At 38.3% G+C, this 18,805-nt stretch carries 9 protein-coding genes; 6 read left to right on the plus strand and 3 right to left on the minus strand.

Annotation, left to right across the window (positions count from 1 at the left end; all coding sequences use genetic code 11):
- Positions 1 to 97: 97 nt before the first annotated feature.
- Both clpS and AA650_RS14400 read left to right on the plus strand, forming a co-directional pair.
- Positions 98 to 421, plus strand: coding sequence for an ATP-dependent Clp protease adapter ClpS (clpS, locus tag AA650_RS14395; protein ID WP_027401013.1), 324 nt, complete (start codon positions 98 to 100; stop codon positions 419 to 421).
- A gap of 2 nt (positions 422 to 423) precedes the next feature.
- Positions 424 to 720: a DUF2103 domain-containing protein gene (locus AA650_RS14400; RefSeq protein ID WP_027401012.1), complete on the plus strand. Its 297-nt coding sequence runs from the start codon at positions 424 to 426 to the stop codon at positions 718 to 720.
- 206 nt (positions 721 to 926) lie between these two features.
- Here AA650_RS14400 and AA650_RS14405 read toward each other — a convergent pair whose 3' ends face one another.
- Together AA650_RS14405 and AA650_RS14410 are read right to left on the minus strand one after the other, a co-directional pair.
- Complete coding sequence (locus AA650_RS14405) at positions 927 to 1,946, minus strand: transposase (RefSeq protein WP_053537527.1); 1,020 nt, start codon at positions 1,944 to 1,946, stop codon at positions 927 to 929.
- Between the two features lie 38 nt (positions 1,947 to 1,984).
- Positions 1,985 to 2,284 (minus strand): hypothetical protein, encoded by a 300-nt coding sequence (locus AA650_RS14410; RefSeq protein ID WP_053539536.1) that lies wholly within the window; start codon positions 2,282 to 2,284, stop codon positions 1,985 to 1,987.
- A 481-nt stretch (positions 2,285 to 2,765) separates the two neighbouring features.
- On the opposite strand from AA650_RS14410, the gene AA650_RS14415 reads away from it, so the two are divergent.
- Both AA650_RS14415 and AA650_RS26595 read left to right on the plus strand, forming a co-directional pair.
- Entirely contained in the window at positions 2,766 to 3,146 is a 381-nt protein-coding gene (locus tag AA650_RS14415) for a hypothetical protein (RefSeq protein WP_027401010.1), read from the plus strand.
- Positions 3,147 to 3,165: 19 nt separating this feature from the next.
- Positions 3,166 to 3,351, plus strand: a complete 186-nt coding sequence (locus tag AA650_RS26595) for a hypothetical protein (RefSeq protein WP_081424228.1) — start codon at positions 3,166 to 3,168, stop codon at positions 3,349 to 3,351.
- Between the two features lie 6 nt (positions 3,352 to 3,357).
- Here the strand turns inward: AA650_RS26595 and AA650_RS14420 are convergent, their stop codons facing one another.
- Positions 3,358 to 5,550: a hypothetical protein gene (locus AA650_RS14420; protein WP_053539537.1), complete on the minus strand. Its 2,193-nt coding sequence runs from the start codon at positions 5,548 to 5,550 to the stop codon at positions 3,358 to 3,360.
- A gap of 58 nt (positions 5,551 to 5,608) precedes the next feature.
- Here AA650_RS14420 and AA650_RS14425 point away from each other — a divergent pair, with 58 nt between their 5' ends.
- Both AA650_RS14425 and AA650_RS27975 read left to right on the plus strand, forming a co-directional pair.
- Positions 5,609 to 6,922, plus strand: a complete 1,314-nt coding sequence (locus AA650_RS14425) for a proton extrusion protein PcxA (protein ID WP_053539538.1) — start codon at positions 5,609 to 5,611, stop codon at positions 6,920 to 6,922.
- A 630-nt stretch (positions 6,923 to 7,552) separates the two neighbouring features.
- Complete coding sequence (locus AA650_RS27975) at positions 7,553 to 18,802, plus strand: cytidine deaminase-like fold-containing protein (protein ID WP_053539539.1); 11,250 nt, start codon at positions 7,553 to 7,555, stop codon at positions 18,800 to 18,802.
- Positions 18,803 to 18,805 lie beyond the last annotated feature (3 nt).

Here is an 18,805-nt window from a genome sequence, read left to right on the forward strand (position 1 = left end):
AGGCCCTGCGCCCCTACTTTCTCACTCAGCCAGCAATGGATTAAACTGGTTATTTGTAATGTCAGTTTTTACAATGTCGTTTTTGGCTGATTTTTCTATGGTGACAAGAATTGCAGATGTGTACAGTATGGCTTCAGCACCAACTGTGACACCTGACCGGGTTAATCAAGTGACTCGGAAAACCTATCCTAATTATAAGGTGATTGTGTTGAATGATGATTTCAATACTTTCCAGCACGTGGCTGAGTGTTTGATGAAGTATATTCCGGGGATGTCGGGCGATCGCGCTTGGGATCTCACTAATCAGGTACACTATGAAGGACAAGCGATTGTTTGGACCGGTCCCCAAGAACCAGCAGAATTATACCACCAACAACTTCGTCGGGCTGGGTTGACAATGGCTCCCCTGGAAGCAGCCTAATTATGTCAAAACCTACTGATGGTAGACTTGTTTGGAATCACTCTACCCATATTCCTGGTCTAATTCCCATTTTAGAACGTTTGTGTCAACAGCATGGTATTGGAACTGTGACACCCGCGGTGATTGGTAGAGCTAAGGGTCATGCACCAAAAATGCAGTTGCGGGTGTCTGTACCGATTCGTGGTGGCTATAAAATCATTGCTCGTCAAGGTAAGACGGTGCAGGAGGTGTTTATCCTCACAACTTTACTACAGGATGAACTCGAAGGTGCGATCGCTATTGCTATGAGAATTGCCTAAATTATGAATTTACAAATAGCAAGGTTGGAGCTAAGTTCAGTTCTAACCTTGACTTTTGATTATTCTTCAATTTTATGAACTGCAAACTTATGTAACGGTAAACTCAAAATACAAGAAAATGTTAAGAAATATGACAAAGCAGAAATGTTGAATAGCGTAATAAAACTTTACATATTGAAATAAACTTAGCCTATAAGTGCTATTTTTCATCTTATCCAAATAAGTTTTCTAAACCAATGAACATAACTTATTTCCTGACACATATAGGACTGAAGATAACGGAGTTTATCTAATAAAGTTTTGCCAAATTCTTGCGGTATTTCTATTAGTTGCAATATCAAATAAGCGATTAAACAGCACATTATCTGAATTCTAATTCCATTCTCATTCTTTGTCATAAGTCTGTCTAACTTGAGGTGCATTTTTAAGAATTTCCATAACAATTCAATTTGCCATCTTTGTATGTAAATTTCCATAATCTCTTGATTACTAACTTGCTCTTCTCCTTCATTTAATAAGTTTGTTGCTAAACGAAATTCACTCTTAGTTTCTATATCACAAAATGCTACTACTCTAATTTCCACTTCTCTTTCATCTTTGCCAACTTTACAATTACCATTTTCTAGCATTTCTAAAGTGACATTATTTTTAATTCTTAAGACAAAAGCTTTATTTTTTTGTTGTTTTAATTCAGATATTCTTTCGGAGGATGCAAATCCTCTATCCATTATCCCTACTCCTTTTGACGGAATTGCTTCTACTGTTTCTTGTCCATATTTATGGTCATGTCCTTGCCCAAAATGAATCACCATTCCACCAACTTCTGATGTCAAACTATCTAACCCACAAAATAGTTTTACTTGATGATATCCTTGACTCCATAATAATTTACTTGTTAATGTAATAATTGTTGAATCTATAGGAAATAATGCTTGGGTTTCTTCCTTTCCTTTTTTCTTTCTCAGTTGATTGTTTAATTCAGTTATTATCTCCAAAAATACTTGAGTATCTCTCTTTTTACTTGCCTTGGAAAAATTTGATATTTTTAAATCTATCCCTTGATTATTTAGTCTTTGAAATAAATCTCTCATACTCACTATACTTTTATCCATGACATACTGTAACCACACTGATACAAATGAAAATGTGTCCAGAACTGGATAATCTTTTTTGGGCAATGGTTTCAATATTGTTTTGACCACTTCTGGAAAATTCTTTAAGCGCATAATTTGATAATTCTTTATCTAGATTTTTTTAGATTGTATCAAATTATGGTACTTTTTTTTAATCTTTTCCTAACATTCAACACTTCTGATGACAAAGCTGTAGTAATTCTTAAAGTCATCATTACAGCGTCCCAGTCAAATAAAAATACTTTTTCTATCCCAAAAGCAACGCAATAAACTAACCAGTAAGCAAAGCTCATTCTTAAGAGACTTTCTTCTGTTTCTTGAAAATCATCTATGGCTTGATTATCATCCTTTAATAACCATAGACCGACAATACAAGCGATTGAGGAAATAGCCACCACAAATTCATGGCAACATAAATTCACTGTAGGCATTGATTTTTGTCTCCATTTCCAATGTTTTTATATTCCTATGGAAATTTAGTTTAAAGGAATATGCTGGAGAGTTGTACAAAATAGTTACAAACTGCAATCCCTCAACAAGTTTCTTCACAAATCCCAATACCTGAAAAGTCATGATTGCTGTATCAAATGTTTTACCCCTCCCTAACCCTCCCCTTATAAAGGGGAGGGAACTAAGTAGGTTGGCGTTGAAAATTATCGTTATAGCAAGGCAAGAGTAAAGAAGTTTTCAGCGATTTTACGTTTCTTTACACAGTTTGATTTTATTGTGTTCACTTACTTACGTTGTTATTGCGGCATTTTCTGACAAAAATCTCATCATATTGATGTCAGTCATCTAACTTAGGGTTAATTTAAAATATCTAACTTAGGATTAATTAAATTACTTTGACTAAAGCATAAGCTGGTTATAGCAGGTTAATTCCAACTATGTTATTTTGGAGATATTAAGATAATGTTGCAAGAAAATTTTACGACTTCTCAGAAGGGAATAGATGCTTCTTTAATTGGTTTTGATGAAAGTTGTTTATCGGAATTAAGTTCGGAACAAGCCTCTAATATTGTTGGAGGATTTACACTTAAAAATAATACAGAAGCACCAAGGATTTTCTATAATTTTGGGGAGAAGTCACCCCTCAAACAACAAACTTTACAACCAGGAGAGAGCGGTACTTATCCCGGAGAGTTTATTTTGTATAATTCTTCGGCATCAAAACCCGGAATTAGTCCAGCAGTATTCAAAGCAGACCCTTCCGGTTCATTTAGTCTAAATCAATCAGGAACTAAGATAATTCCTACTGATCTTAGTTCTTCTAATGGAAGTACAGATTGCTAAAAAAGCCTGTAAATAAATTTTGAATAAACAGCCTCTAGAACTTAATCTGGAGGTTTTATTTATAAGTAGTTTGGTCATTGGTCATTGGTTATTGGTCATTGGTCATTGGTCATTGGTCATTGGTTATTGGTCATTGGTCATTGGTGAAAACGATTCTTCTTTCTTCTTTCTTCTTTCTTCCTTCCTCCTGACTCCTGACTCCTGACTCCTGCTAAACTACTTCACAAGAATGAACTAAAGGTAATAATGGACCTATTTGTTCTTGTCCATTTATAGCTAAATCACTATGACATAAATACAATTTATCAGACACCCGCGCCAGTAAATCGGTGACAATTTTTTGTAATCTTTGTGCTTCGGCTAGTTGTTCATCTGCGGCTGTCCAAGGTTGTCCTAACCTATCTCGTAAAAATAAAGTAGCACCAAATAAAGTAGCTGCACCACCTTTTGCCCACAGTGGTGAACCAATATCTAACCAAAAATGCCAACGGTGATGTTTACGACTTGCACGATACTGAAAGATGGTTGCTAAAGTTACGGCTTTTCTACTGCTACCGATAGGACGGATAGGATAGGGATTTGCAGTAATTGTTCCTCGTCGCAGCAGTTGAATAAATATCGCTATCGCCACGCTATCGCTATCACTAATGGTAATACTAAGGGTTTCTGGTGTATGCAGTGAAAGTAATAGAGTATCATTTTGTTTTAAGCGGGCATCTACTTCCCAATAATGTTGAGCGGTTTCTATTAATTCTCTTAATGCTGCTAATTCTTGATATGAAGGGTTTTTATCCTTACACACAAACTCTTGAATGGCTTTGTAGAGGAGAAAAATGGGGGTGAGGAGAAGTCCCTGGTGATATTCCTCTCTCTGTTTGCCAATCCATTGTAATATATCTTCATACGCCTGAGTGGCAATATAGCCAATTCTATCCCAGCGTTCAAAGGTTTTCACTGGTAATAAATTGGGTGTGTCGGGGTGGGGAACGAAACAAGCATCAGCGATTAACCCAGCCCGCACCGGATCTATTTGAGAATGATGGAATTCTTTTTCCTGCCCATTTTGGGTTTGATATTGACTCAAAACCACCAACATTTCCGCCACTGCATCCCTATCTACTAACCGCCCCAAACCGGGGTAAACTAGAGCCATGAGGGTAAGTAATGCTCTCACCACTGAAGAACTGATTAAGGGGCGTTGTTCGTTGAGAGATTCTACCTCGATATTTTGTTTAGTTAATATTTCTACTAGAGTATAACGAGCGATCGCATCTAAACCCGGTGCAATAATTACTACTTCATCCGCCGCTACTTCCCCTGACTGCACTCCATCAATAATGATCTCGGCTGTTTGGCGTAATAATTGGGCGCGGGAATTAGTTTGAATAGGCTTGACACAACTGGGTAAACTCAACATCGTCATTGGCTGTGTTACCAATTCTACCATTTGCTCAGTCAAAGAATATCCCAAACTATTTACAGGTGGTGAAGTTAAAGTTTCTACTTGACAACGCCCAGATAATTGGTATAAATACTCAGGATCTGCACCTAAACCCCAGCGGACAGCCCCATGAGGATTATAGCTAAAAGCCCCCACAGCACCAGCATCTAACAAAAATGCAAATAAGTTAGCAGCGATCGCCGGATAATCATCCACATCATCTGCTATGATCCCTTGATAACGGTGTTTTAAATGCTGTTGATAGCTACCATCAGGTAATAATTTTTGGTGATACAATTCGGTAATTAGTGCATAAGTCAATAAACCTGTTTCTAAACACCAATTTCGCCAATTTAGTAGTAAAAAACCCAAAAAATCCGGCTCTAAATTGATAGAATTATCCTCTAAACCACTTTGTAATATCTGGGGAATATCTTCACAGGATACACCGCTATAAGCTGCCAATTGCCATAAATCTAGAATCCTTCTGACCAAACGATTCTCATTCATCCCTACACGCCGCAAAACTTCTGAATTTAACTGAGAACTCCAGAGTTTCGTCGCCAACTCTTGTTCCGTTTCGGGACGTAATCTAACCGGAAATTGTGCTTTGATTGACAATGAATCAATTAGCAACGGCCAAAACAAAATTACCTCATCTTGGAAAAAACCTAAAGCCGTTTTGACACGAATAGGATATTTTCCCAGTGTTAAAGTAGTAACTCTATCAGCTAATTCCCTGCGATTATCATCATTAGCAGCTAACAATAAAATACCTGGTTCTTTTTGGTGTAAATTTAAATTTTGATCTATAGATTGGGTTTGAGAATTGTTAAGATTTTTATTATAAAATGAACCGGAAACTTGATTATTAACTTGCAACCAAGCATCAAAATAGCTGACCAAGCGAGTAGTTTTACCACTACGACTAGTACCAAAAATCCAAAGAGAATCAGAAATCATGGTTTTTGCGTTAACTTAAGTTTAAGAATTTAGTAGATAATCCCAAATAATCGTCTCGATGAAAAGTACCGTGTCTAGCCAAAAAATATACCCCTTTTTATTGTCTGCTTACAGATGGTATCTACTGACACCAGAACGTTCTTTAAGTACAGCTTATCAAGCAGCTATAAAAATTAAGGAAATTGAAGATCAACACTTTAATGGTAACAAAATAGACTTCGAGTTTACCATACACAGTGCCAGTGTCATGGATTATTTTCAAGGAGATTTGCAAAAGTTATTAAAAACTGTGCAAATGCGGCTGACAGAATTTAAAGCTAGTCGGTGGTTTGCGAATGAATCTAAACAAAAAGCTGCCCTAAAATTGGGTATAGAATATTCTAGCCCCGCATTAATTTTAGAGAAACTAGAATTCATTGATCAAGTTACCTCCAAATATACTAATAATGATATAGATACAAATTATAACAACTCCAACTCTTCACCTGTTGTACCAGCCACAGATTTAGTTAATTCCCAACAATTTATTCCTAAAACATCAAATCAAGCCAACAAAAATACACCGAAAGGAAAAACTAATACAACAGGTATTTTACCACGGTCAATTTTAAGCACAATCACTCGCCTACAGGTAGAATTAGATCCAGAATCTGAACAAAATGTAGTTCAAAATTTTCGGAAAGCTCAACAAAGAAGTATTATCTCAATTCGGTTTATACTTTTACTAATTATCGTTCCTCTTCTAACTCATCAATTATCCAAGGCTTTAATTGTTGGTCCATTGGTAGAACATTTTCGCCATGATAAAACAGTAGAAGTTTTCCTAAATGGAGAAATGGAAGAAGAAGGATTATTAGCATTACAAAGGTTTGAAGAAAGAATCAAATTTGAAGCCTTAATTAGTAATGCACCTGCGCTTGGGGCTGAAGAATTAGAACTCAAAATAAAGAAGAAAGCAGAGGAAGTCAAAGAGGAATTTCGTAAAGAAAGTGATAATGCTATTAAAAATGTATTTGCTGATATTTTCGCAGTAATTACCTTCACCATCTTATTACTTGTTAGTAAGCGTTCTATCGCAGTCCTCAAAGAATTTTTTGATAACGTAGTTTATGGTTTAAGTGATAGTGCTAAAGCATTTATTATCATTTTATTTACCGATGTTTTTGTCGGTTTCCACTCTCCTCACGGTTGGGAAGTTCTCTTAGAAGGAATATCACGACATTGGGGATTACCAGCCAATCGTGATTTTATTTTCTTATTTATTGCCACATTTCCCGTAATTTTAGATACGATCTTCAAATATTGGATTTTCCGTTACTTAAATCGGATTTCACCTTCTGCCGTTGCTACCTACCATAACATGAATGAATAGCCAGCATTTTGCCAACATTACTATAGGAATCCGGTTTGATTCCTGAATTTTCCGTTGAGTTAGGGAACAGGGAACAGGGAACAGGGAACAGGGAAGAAGGATTTCAGTATGTACCGAGTTCTGTTCAAAAATCAAATAGGAGTCCTATATTAGCTTACCAATATTTATGGCTAGTTCCGTAATTTCCAACTCTTACTCTCTGTGCCTCTGCGCCTCTGCGTGCAGTAAAATCATTCTTTTAATCAGCATTAAGATGAAGCTGCGTAGAATAATATTTTCAGGGTAAGTAGGTGAACACAATAAAACCAAACTGTGTAAAGAAAAGTAAAATCGCCCAAACCCTCTTCACTCTTGCCTCTTGCCTTTTGCCTTGCCATAACGACAATTTTCAACGCCAACCTACTTAATTGACCGCAGATAAACAGATTGTTGATATCTGACGCACCTTACCAATGTGCCAGTTGCGTAAATTGTCAAATTAGTTAATTTTTTAATACAAAAATACATAAGTCTTTACAAAAAACATCTTGTTTATACCATACTGTTCAGGGTATATTCCAATAGAGCCGTTGCGGTTTAGTAGCAGATTTACACACTCTGGGCAAATATACAACCAAAAGTTGAGCATCTATGGATATATCTAATGTTCGTGACGACTCCAATTCACCACTTGTCACTTCTAGTATATTGAGTAACGACTTTTTACCCGTAAACCCGTTAGATAAAAATTCCCATTCATTCATTCATTCAGAATTTGATTCCCTTGCTACTATTACACCAACACAATATCTGAATCAAGAAATTCTCCCAATTACACAAATAGCACTACAAAAATTTTCCAATTCCTCTGAGTTCTCAAATAATATAGAATTAGCTTTTGGCTATGGTTGCAATGTTGAATTCGCACATCAAATAGTTGACAATTTAGCCAGTGGTCAAGAAATTCCCAATATCCAAATTATCCCTCAATCTCAGTTAAAAGCTGATGGAGCATTTGGCAATAATACTATTTATATCTCTCAAGATTTAGTTAACTCACAACAGTCTAATTTTAGTCAAGTTGTCAATGTCCTGTTAGAAGAAATGGGACACTATATAGATTCGCAAATAAATATTCAAGATGCTCCCGGAGATGAAGGCGCAATTTTTGCTAAACTCGTTCAAAATCAACCTTTAGCACCAGGAGAACTAATAACATTAAAAGCGGAAGATGATCATGGTATCTTAAATATTAACGGGCAAAATATCGCCATAGAACACGCGGATACTCATGGAGTATTTCTAGTTGATAATACAGGAAGAATCTCAATTGACTTCTTAGCTGACTCCGGTAGTTACCATAACGAAATGGCTATTTTCAGCCTTGAGAATATGGATAGTTTAACACCTGGTTCAGCAGATTATATCAAAGAAGCGGCTCGTCGGGCTTTAAGTAATTCAACATTAGGATATACAGTAATTATTGATATTAACGAAGGTGCGAAATTTGTTGGAGAAATAGGAGAAAGTAATAAAAATGATGGAAATTATTCTGGTTTAAAAACCTTCAGTTTTACCCCTGGAGGTAAAATTGCATTTATGTTAGTTCCCCAAGGAACTGTTCAACAAGTATTTGATAATCCCAACGCAGGTAATAGTCAACGTCCCTTATTTTCTATTGCGGCTGCTAATCCCAATAATGCCACACAAATAGGACAATTAGTGCCAGGTACTTTTGGTTGGGAAGATATTAGAAATGACCAAAGTACAGATGCAGATTACAACGATATTATCTTTAAAATTCAAGGTGCGATTGGATCACTAACAGATATAGGAGGATTATTTGCTAGTGGTAAAGATTGGCGGAATGTTCCCTTAGCTCAAGAAATTATTACCTTTGCTTCCCAATCTAATAATACAACCTTAATAGCCAAATTATCTCAAGATACAGGAGTTAGTAATTTAGATATTATTACTAATAATCCAGAAATTTCCGGTTCTGTCAACAATGCTGATAATATTAGCAAATTACAAGCTAAATTCAGTGATGGTAGTAATTTCGTTGATATTTTATCTGAGTTAAAAGCAAATGGCAGCTTTGTTTTAAATAAAGAGAAATTAGCTCAAATTAAAGGTGGACAAATCGCAGACGGAGACTATCAATTAAATTTACGTGCTGAAGATAAATTTGGTAATATTTCTGAATTTTTAGTTAAATTCACCTTGGATACAACTAAACCAGGAATACCCACAGAAGTAGGTTTGAAAAATGATGGTGATAGAGTTACAAATCAAAATACACCAACTATTACAGGTAACGGAGAAAATGGTGTATTCATAGAACTATTTGATGGACAAAATAAATTAGGACAGACAACAGTTGTTAATGGTTTTTGGGAAATTACCACATCTCAAATTACCGATGGATTGAAAAAATTAACTATCACAGCCACCGATATTAGTGGTAATCCGAGTGATGCTAGTAATACAGAATTTACCATTGATTCTGCTTTACCACAAATTAATATTACCAATCCTCAAACTAATGCAATATTGAATCCAGGTGCAAGATTGCAAGGTACTGTAAATGGTACAGGTTCAACAATAGATAAATTAAGTTATCGTTTTGGTAATGGTAGTGAAATTAATGTACCAGTAAATAATCAAGGTGCATTTGATGTTGAATTGAATTTAACCGATTTATCTGGACAACAAAACCTGATTATTAAAGCGGTTGACTTAGCCGGAAATAGTAAAGAAACTACTCAAAATGTAGTCGTCAATCAATCAACACCAGACACAACAGCACCATCAATTACTGCTAGTCTTAATAATGATACAGGCATCAACACCGATGGTATCACTTTCGATTCTACCATCACAGGAACAGTCACAGATATCAGTGAAATAACCACATTCCAAGCTAAGTTAAATTCTGGCAACTTTGTAGATGTTTTAGCTAAGTTGCAAAATGGTAATTTTACTTTAGATACAGCCACACTAACTCAAATTAATGGTGGACAATTACCAGATGGTGTTTATCAACTTAATTTGAAAGCAGAAGATAAGTTTGGTAATATTTCTAGCGAAGTTAAATTAGACTTTACCCTGGATACCACAGCACCACAAACACCGGGCTTCATGTTAGATTCTCTGGTTGATTCTGCACCTATTGGAGATTCTCAGACAACCTATGATAAAGTCAAACTAATAGGACAAACAGAAGCAAACGCCACCGTAACATTACAACAAACAGGGATATCAATTACTGCTGATACTGTGGGTAAATTTACATTTACTGATGTACCTCTCATATTAGGTGATAATTCCTTGACTGTGAATGCTAAAGATGCAGCCGGAAATACCAGCACCTTTACCACCATTATCAAAAGAGTTAATCAAGATAATAGCGATGTAGTTTTAGATTGGAACGCCACATTGTTAAATGCTATTTACACAGATAAAACAGCACCACCTGTTGCTTCTCGCAACATGGCGATCGCCCAAACTGCGGTTTTTGATGCCATAAATAGTATTACTGGAACTTACAAAAACTATCACTTCACAGGTACAGCCCCGAAAATTGTATCAGCAGAAGCCGCCGCCGCCTCAGCAGCTTATACCGTTCTCGTCAATCTTTACCCCAAGCAAAAAGCCTTCTTTGATACTGCTTTAACAACTTCTCTGGCTAAAATTACTGATGGTGAAGCAGAAAATACAGGAGTAACTTTTGGTCAAACTGTTGCCAATGATATCCTCACCTTACGGAGTACAGATGGGTCCAATACCACTGTAAATTACACACCTGGAACTAATCCTGGTGATTGGCAACCAACTCCCCCAGCTAATGCTTCAGCCTTGTTACCACAATGGGGACAGGTGACACCATTCGGATTAACGAGTGGTTCTCAATTCCGTCCTGCTGGTGAACCCGCTTTAACGAGTGATCAATATACTACAGACTTCAATCAGGTCAAAGATTTGGGCAGTATTAACAGTAACACCCGCACTGCTGACCAAACCCAAATTGCCCAATTCTGGGCTGATGGTGCAGGTACATTTACACCCCCTGGACATTGGAATCAAATAGCCCAAAATGTCGCTGCAACTAAGGGTAATTCTTTAGTAGATAATGCCCGTTTATTTGCCTTATTGGATATTTCTCTAGCAGATGCGGGAATTGCTGCTTGGGATGCTAAATATACCGAAAATTCTTGGCGACCCATTACCGCAATTCAAAAAGCTGATACAGATGGTAATCCTAACACCACTGCTGACACCAATTGGAAACCCCTAATTACCACACCGCCATTCCCCAGCTATATTTCTGGACATAGTACCTTTAGTGGGGCTGCGTCAACGGTATTAACGACAATTTTGGGCGATAATGTCGGCTTTAGTCTCAATTCTCTGGGAACTCCTGGTGTTAATCGCACTTTCACTAATTTCAATGCTGCTGCAAATGAGGCGGGAATTAGTCGGATTTATGGCGGGATTCATTTCAATGCAGACAATGTAGATGGATTAGCTACTGGTAAGTCAGTGGGTAATTATGTCTTGCAAAACTTGTTAGCGCCGATTACTGAACCAGTGCAAAAGTTAAGTGTGATGCCTGGAGAGCAGTTAAAACTGGAATCACAAGATATTTTTGGTAAAAATGCCAATTTTGCCCTGGAAAGTAAAGAAAGCTTACCTACAGGGATGCTAGATAGCGATGGAACGCTAATCTTTAAGCCTACACCCGCGCAAATAGGCACTTATGATTTTACATTGGTAGCTAGAGATGGTGAGCAAGTTACCACCAAGAAGTTTAATTTAGCTGTAGTTGCTGACACATTGACAACTACAAGGATTTCTGGAGTAATTCAAAATACTGATCAGAAAGCGTTATCTGGTGTCGTGGTGAAAATTGGTGATGTATCTGCTACTACAGCCGCCGATGGTTCATTTACTTTGACTTTGGCTGGTGTGCCGTCTGCTGATGCAGCTTTGATCATTCAACCTGGTCAGCAAGTGGATAATATTGTTTATCCATCCATTGCTGAGAAATTACCTTTACTGTTGGGACATGATGTTTATGCGAATGTGAAAAACGTTATTGACCGTCCCATCTTTTTACCACCTATTGACATTAGCAACGCTCAAACTATTAACCCTGCAATTACTCAAACTGTTACCAGTGCTGCAATTCCTGGTTCATCGGTTAGAGTTGCTGCTAATACTTTATTCGATCAAGACAATAAACCTTATACTGGCAAACTGAGTATTACCACAGTTCCCACAGAACTTACTCCTGCGGCTTTACCTGATAACTTGCGTCCTGATTTGGTGGTGACAATTCAACCAGGGGAAATGAATTTTAGGACTCCTGCACCTCTGAGTTTACCGAATATAGCTGGATATGCGGCAGGTACGCAAATGGATTTATGGTCAATTAATCCCCAAACCGGAAATTTTGACAGTGTGGGAGTTGGTCAAGTTAGTGCTGATGGCAAGGTGATTAATACTATTAGTGGTGGTATTCGTAATAGTAGTTGGCATTTCTTCGCACCACCAGCACCAACTCCTAATAATCCTAATGCTGATCCTCGTAACCCTGAAAAAGGGTGTGAAGGAGACAAAGCAAAAGCAAAGAGTAATTCTGATGTGGAACTATATTCTGGTGCAGAAATAGAAACCCATAATTTAGCATCCTATCAATCTTTGGGAGTCAGTCGTGGATTGACTTTGCGTTACGATTCGGAGCGTGCTGATGCTAGACCAATTGTACATTTTGGATATAGCAATGTACCATCTGATCCAAATCTGCGATTGATGGCGGAATTGACGATTAAACGGGGTGATTTCACTCTAGCAGTCCCAGGTTTTGCGGGTGGTAAATATGGATTGAATGGGGGAGAAAATTTCTGGTCAATTCCTAGTGGTGGTGGCAAGATTGATGCTGCACTTCAGGCAGATTTACGAACTTTATCCTCTGGGCGTTATGATTATGATTTAACAACGGGATTATTGAGATTTAATAATAATCAGTTTAATGGTTCGACTTCTAATAGTACGGGTAAATTACTGGTTGTCAATTCTGTAAATAGTGCTTTTGGTAGTGGTTGGGGATTAGCAGGATTGCAGGAATTAGTTACTAATCCTGATGGTTCGGTAATGTTAATTGATGGTGATGGTAGTGAGTTGTTGTTTGAGAAGAATGCAGATAATACCTATAAATCACCTGCTGGGCATTTCTCCACCTTAGAACGTTTGGGAGATGGTACTTTCCGTCATACTACGACAGATCAAACGGTGTACAGCTTTGATACTCAGAATAAATTGGTTAAGGTGAGCGATCGCCTGAACAATGAAACACGCTATGTTTATCAAAATGGGGTATTGAGTAAGATTGTTGACCCTGTTGGCTTGGAAACTACTTTTACCTACGTTGGTAATAGGATTACCGCGATTACAGACCCCGCAGGGCGTGTCACGAAATTAACTTATGACAGCAATGGGAATTTACTCAAAATTACTGATCCTGATGGTACGGGTCAAACTTGGGAATATGATGCTAGTCATCACATGACCGCAGGTATTGACCAGCTAGGAAATCGCGGACAGACTTTCTATAATTTTGCAGGTAGGGTGACTAACTCGATTCTGAAAGATGGTTCAACAGTCAAGTTTGATCCTGTAGAGGTGCAAGGTTTATATGAGCCAAATAAGACGAATGATCCTCTCAAAGCGCCTGTGGCTTTCCAATTAGGGGCAGCGACTTCTACCTATACGGATGCTAATGGCAATAAGATTGTGAATACTCTCGATAGGGCAGGACAGATTGTTTCTTCTTCTGATGCGGTTGGGTTGTTGCCTTCTGTAAAACGCAATCAGGATAACATGATTACGCAACAAACTGATGCGAGAGGAAACGCTACCTCATTTACTTATGATGCAAAAGGTAATGTCCTTACTACTCAAGATTCATTGTCTTTTCTTTCTCCTGGAGGAAATGCCTTAATTATCAATGGTGGTAATGGTAGTGAGACAAACTTTCTTGTAAACTTACTTCAAGAATCAGGGATAAAAACTACGATTGCTAATACGGTTCCAACCAATTTAAACGGATTTACTCAAGTTTTAGATATTCGGTATGACAATCAATTTGCCCTAAAAGATTCAGATAAGGCACTGTACCTTGATTTTTTACGGTCTGGTGGTAATTTAATGTTAGTGGGTGAAAATGGGAACTTTGCAACTCGTAACAATTCAATCTTGAACTTTATTGAAAAAGCAGGTGGCGGCTTACTGAATTTCGTTGAGCCTACTTTCGTTCAGCAAGTTCTAGCCCCATTTAATAGTCCTAATCCTATTTCTGATGGGAATGTAACCTATGGTGGAGTTGCAACTGGAGGTGTTGCCAGTGCAGGGACAGGGCAGTTTGTCACGGTGGATAATGCAAATCGAGGTAGTACCATCTACTTTGATGAAAATGATCTTCCCAATGCTCTTGGTGGAAAATTAACTGTCATGTTTGACACTAATTTCTTCCTCGGCACAAATGATATTACAGATAACCAAAACTTAATTAACAACTTAATTGGTTTTGAACGTATAGATACTAGTTTTACCTACGACTCAAAATTCAACCAACTAACCAGTAAAACTGATGAATTAGGTCATCAAACTCTTTATCAAATTGATCCGAATAATGGCAACTTGCTATCTCTAACTCAAGTTGTTGGCGCTGTGGGTGGTGATGATGACCTTGTTACCAAATTCACCTATACCGACAAGGGATTAGTTGACCTGATTACTGACCCCTTGGGACGCATCACGGATGAAGATTATGATGCTAAGGGTCGTTTAACTGCTATCACCTACGCCAAGGGTACGGCAGATGAAGCTAAAAAGCAGTTTGAGTATGATGCAGCAGGTAATCAAACGGCAATTATTGATGAAAATGGTAATCGCACTGCATTTGAATATGATGCTCTGAATCGGTTGGTGAAAACTGTTGAAGCTGACCCTGATGGTGCTGGTCCATTAACTTCACCTGTGAATACTTACAGTTATGATGCCAGAGGGAATTTAATCTCGACTACTGATGCTGTCGGTCATGTTGCTCAAAATGCTTATGATCAGTTAAATCGTCTCATTCAGTCTATTGATGCTCTGAACCAGAAGACTACTTATGGTTACGATAAGCTGGGTAATCTGCTCTCGGTTGTTGATCCTTTGGGACATAAGACTGAGAATAAATATGATCCTCGGAATCGGGTGGTTGAGACAATTGATCCGTCAGGAAGTAGTAATAGATTCAGTTATGACTCAGATAATAATCTCGCCACAGTTTTAGAAGTTAGCACCACAAAAGACAATAGAAATAATGCTTTAGTCTCCACTAATAATGGACAAATTGGCATTATCAATACACTGACGGGAGAGTTTACAAAACTAGCATCAACTAGTAAAATCTGGACTGATATAGCCCTCACTTCAGATAACAAGTTATTTGGAATTACTTCAACTGGGCTGTACCAAATTGACTCAAATTCGGGCAATATCTCACTAATTGGAAATCTAGGGACAAGTAATTTAAATGCGTTGGGAATTGCGCCAAACAATGAACTTTATGCAACTGGAGGATCTAATTTCTATAAGATTGATGCCAAAACGGGAACTGCTTCTTTAATAGCAAACTTGGGAACTAATTTTTCTAGCAGTGGCGACATTGTATTCGATCATGTTCGCAGCTTATTCTGGGCTACTTCCAATTCAGGAGGAACTGACACCCTATTCTCGATTACACTGAGTGGTACTGCAACCAAACTTGGTAATACAGGCTTTGGAGGGGTATACGGGTTATTCCTAGATGAAGCAGGTAATCTGTTAGGCTTTACATCGGACGGAAAACAAATTGCTATAAACAAAGATACTGGCGTTGGAACTTTGCAGAAAACGGTAAGTAATTTGAGTAGTCCGATTTTGGGTTCAGCGCAAAACATAACTGGTAATTTAACTACTTTTGCCTATGATGCAAGGAATCGCAAGACGGGTCAAACTGATGCGTTAGGTAAGACAACACAGTACCAGTATGATGCAGCGAACAATCTTATTTCCCAAACTGATCGGAATGGGAATCAAACCAAATATCAATATGATGATTTAAACCGTCGTATCCAAACTCAAGATGCTTTAAGTCGGATCTCCAGCACTAGCTACAATGGCGTTGGTAATATCACTTCCACTACCGATGAATTAGGAAGAATTACCAAGTACACCTACGATAATCGGAATCGCTCAAAAACGATTATTGATCCGTTGAATGGTACAACTACCTTTAGCTACGATTTGGTTGGCAATCTTAAAACCATTACCGATGAGCTAAATCGCAGCAGTAGCTACAATTATGATGCACTAAATCGTAAAGTTAGCACCGCAGATCCTTTAGGTCAGACAACTCGCACTGTTTATGACGCAGTTGATAATGTCATATCGGTGACAGATGCTCTTAACCAAACCACCAGTTACAATTACGATGCTCTCAACCGTCGCACTAAAGTAACTGATGCTAAAGGTCAGGTAACAACCACTGTTTATGATGCAGTTGGCAATATCCTCTCTATTACTGACCCAGTTGGTAATAAGACTAGCTATACCTACGATGCAAATGACAGATTAAGCAGCGATACCAATGCTTTAGGTAAAACCGCTTCTTATCAATACGATTTTGCTGGTAATGAGACAGCAACCACAGACCGCAATGGTCGCGTTCGCAAATTCACTTACGATAAGCTGAACCGGCAAATTGGTGAACAATGGCTAGATGCTAATAATATTGCCATTCGCACTACTGGCTACACTTACGATGCTGTTGGTAATTTAATCACTGCCAATGATCCTAGCTCCAAATATAGCTATGGCTATGATGCGGTGAATCGCCTAACTTCTGTTGATAACAAAGATACTCCGGTTGTTCCCAATGTCTTACTCAATTACACTTATGATGCGGCTGATAACCTGCTTAAAGTTACAGACACTATCAATAATCAATTGAAAGGAACTACCAGCTATACCTATGATGCTCTGAACCGAGCAACAAGCCTCACCCAGTCTGGTAATGGTGTGGCTAATAAACGGGTTGATATGACCTATGATGCTGCTAGTCAGATGACTGGTTTAAATCGCTTCACGGATTTAGCAGGGTTAAATGCGGTAGCAAATACTGGCTATACTTATGATGCTAATGGACGACTGACTAATTTAACCCACAAGCAAGGTAATAACAATTTAGCTGCTTATGGCTATGTTTATGATGCAGTAAATCGGATTACTCAGACTACTTCCGTTGATGGTACTAGCACGTTTAATTATGATGCAACTAATCAGCTAACCAGTACAGACCACAGCTATCAAACTGATGAAGCTTACAGCTACGATGCTAATGGTAATCGCACTAATACGGGATATACCACTGGCACAAATAATCAACTGTTGTCTGATGGCACTTATAACTATGAATACGATGGTGAAGGTAATCGCACTAAGCGGACAGAAATTGCTACTGGTCAGGTGACAGAGTATGTCTGGGATTACCGAAATCGTCTGACAAAGGTAAGTTTCAAAGATGCGGCTGGTAATGAGATTAAGACTGTAGAGTACACCTACGATGTTAATAACCGTCGCATTGCCAAGAGTATTGATGCTGATGGTTCTGGTCTGGCTACTCCGACGGTGGAAAGGTATGTCTATGATGGACAGAATATTGCTCTGACTTTTGATGGTAATGGTACGCAAACTCACCGTTATTTCTATGGTACGGGCGTTGACCAGATTTTAGCGGATGAGAATAGTCAAGGTCAGGTATTGTGGACGCTGACTGATAATCAAGGTACGGTGAGGGATCTGGTTGATGGGACTGGAACTGTTCAGAATCACATTACCTATGACAGTTTTGGCAAGATTACTAGTCAGACTGATCCTGCGTTTAAGACAATTCTTGCTTATACTGGGCGCGAGTTTGATGGTGAGACGGGGCAATACTACTATCGCGCTAGATATTACGATCAAAATGTAGGTAGATTTATTGGTGAAGATCCGATTGGATTTAATGCTGGGGATGCTAACCTTTATCGGTATGTAATTAACAGTCCAATTAACTTTACCGATCCTAGTGGCAAAATTATTCCTCTTTTGATACTAATTGCTGCTGGTGGTGCAGCGATTGGAGGTGGTCTGGATGCAGTTCGACAAGGTATTCAAATTGCAGAGGGAAGCCGCAAAGAATTTTCGTGGAGTGAAGTCGGTATTAGTGCAGGGGTTGGTGCAGTTGCTGCTCCAATTGTTGCTGCTGCTCCATGGTTAACGATTCCTCTTGCTGGGTTAGGCATTTACAGTGGCATTAAGCAAATATCATGTGGCAACTATGCTACTGGTGCTTTTGACATTGCTACCTCGTTAGCGCCATTTGGTCTTAAAGGAGTTAGAAATTCTGTTTTTGGACTAAAAGAGCCAGTAGTATCTCCAGTAGTAACTGCGAAAGCGCAAGTCGGTAATTCAGTGTTTACAGATGTAAATCAGACTGCAAGAACTGGAGCAGTTTCTGAACAGCCTACCCTTATTGCTGATCGAATTGCTACTAAAATGGAAACATCTGGTAAATCTCTTCCCAATGGAAATATGGGGACGGCTCATGCAGAAATTGGGGCTATTCAACAAGCATTTGATGCAGGAAAAACGGTTGGGAATAATATGACGCTAACAGTTAGTGGAAAACCTGTTTGCGGTTTTTGCATGGGAGATATTGCAGCCATGGCAAATGAATCTGGCTTAAAATCACTAACTGTAATTGAAGAGGCTACGGGGAATAGTTTTTTCTGGCAACCTGGGATGAAATCTTTAAAAAAAGGTGAATAATTA

This window comes from Anabaena sp. WA102 (assembly GCF_001277295.1).
Taxonomy (GTDB): Bacteria; Cyanobacteriota; Cyanobacteriia; order Cyanobacteriales; family Nostocaceae; genus Dolichospermum; species Dolichospermum heterosporum.

Coding starts and splice junctions, on each gene's coding strand:
- clpS (WP_027401013.1), top strand. CDS start 98: ATGGTGACAAGAATTGCAGATGTGTACAGTATGGCTTCAGCACCAACT.
- AA650_RS14400 (WP_027401012.1), top strand. CDS start 424: ATGTCAAAACCTACTGATGGTAGACTTGTTTGGAATCACTCTACCCAT.
- AA650_RS14405 (WP_053537527.1), bottom strand. CDS start 1,946: ATGCGCTTAAAGAATTTTCCAGAAGTGGTCAAAACAATATTGAAACCA.
- AA650_RS14410 (WP_053539536.1), bottom strand. CDS start 2,284: ATGCCTACAGTGAATTTATGTTGCCATGAATTTGTGGTGGCTATTTCC.
- AA650_RS14415 (WP_027401010.1), top strand. CDS start 2,766: ATGTTGCAAGAAAATTTTACGACTTCTCAGAAGGGAATAGATGCTTCT.
- AA650_RS14420 (WP_053539537.1), bottom strand. CDS start 5,550: ATGATTTCTGATTCTCTTTGGATTTTTGGTACTAGTCGTAGTGGTAAA.
- AA650_RS14425 (WP_053539538.1), top strand. CDS start 5,609: ATGAAAAGTACCGTGTCTAGCCAAAAAATATACCCCTTTTTATTGTCT.
- AA650_RS27975 (WP_053539539.1), top strand. CDS start 7,553: ATGGATATATCTAATGTTCGTGACGACTCCAATTCACCACTTGTCACT.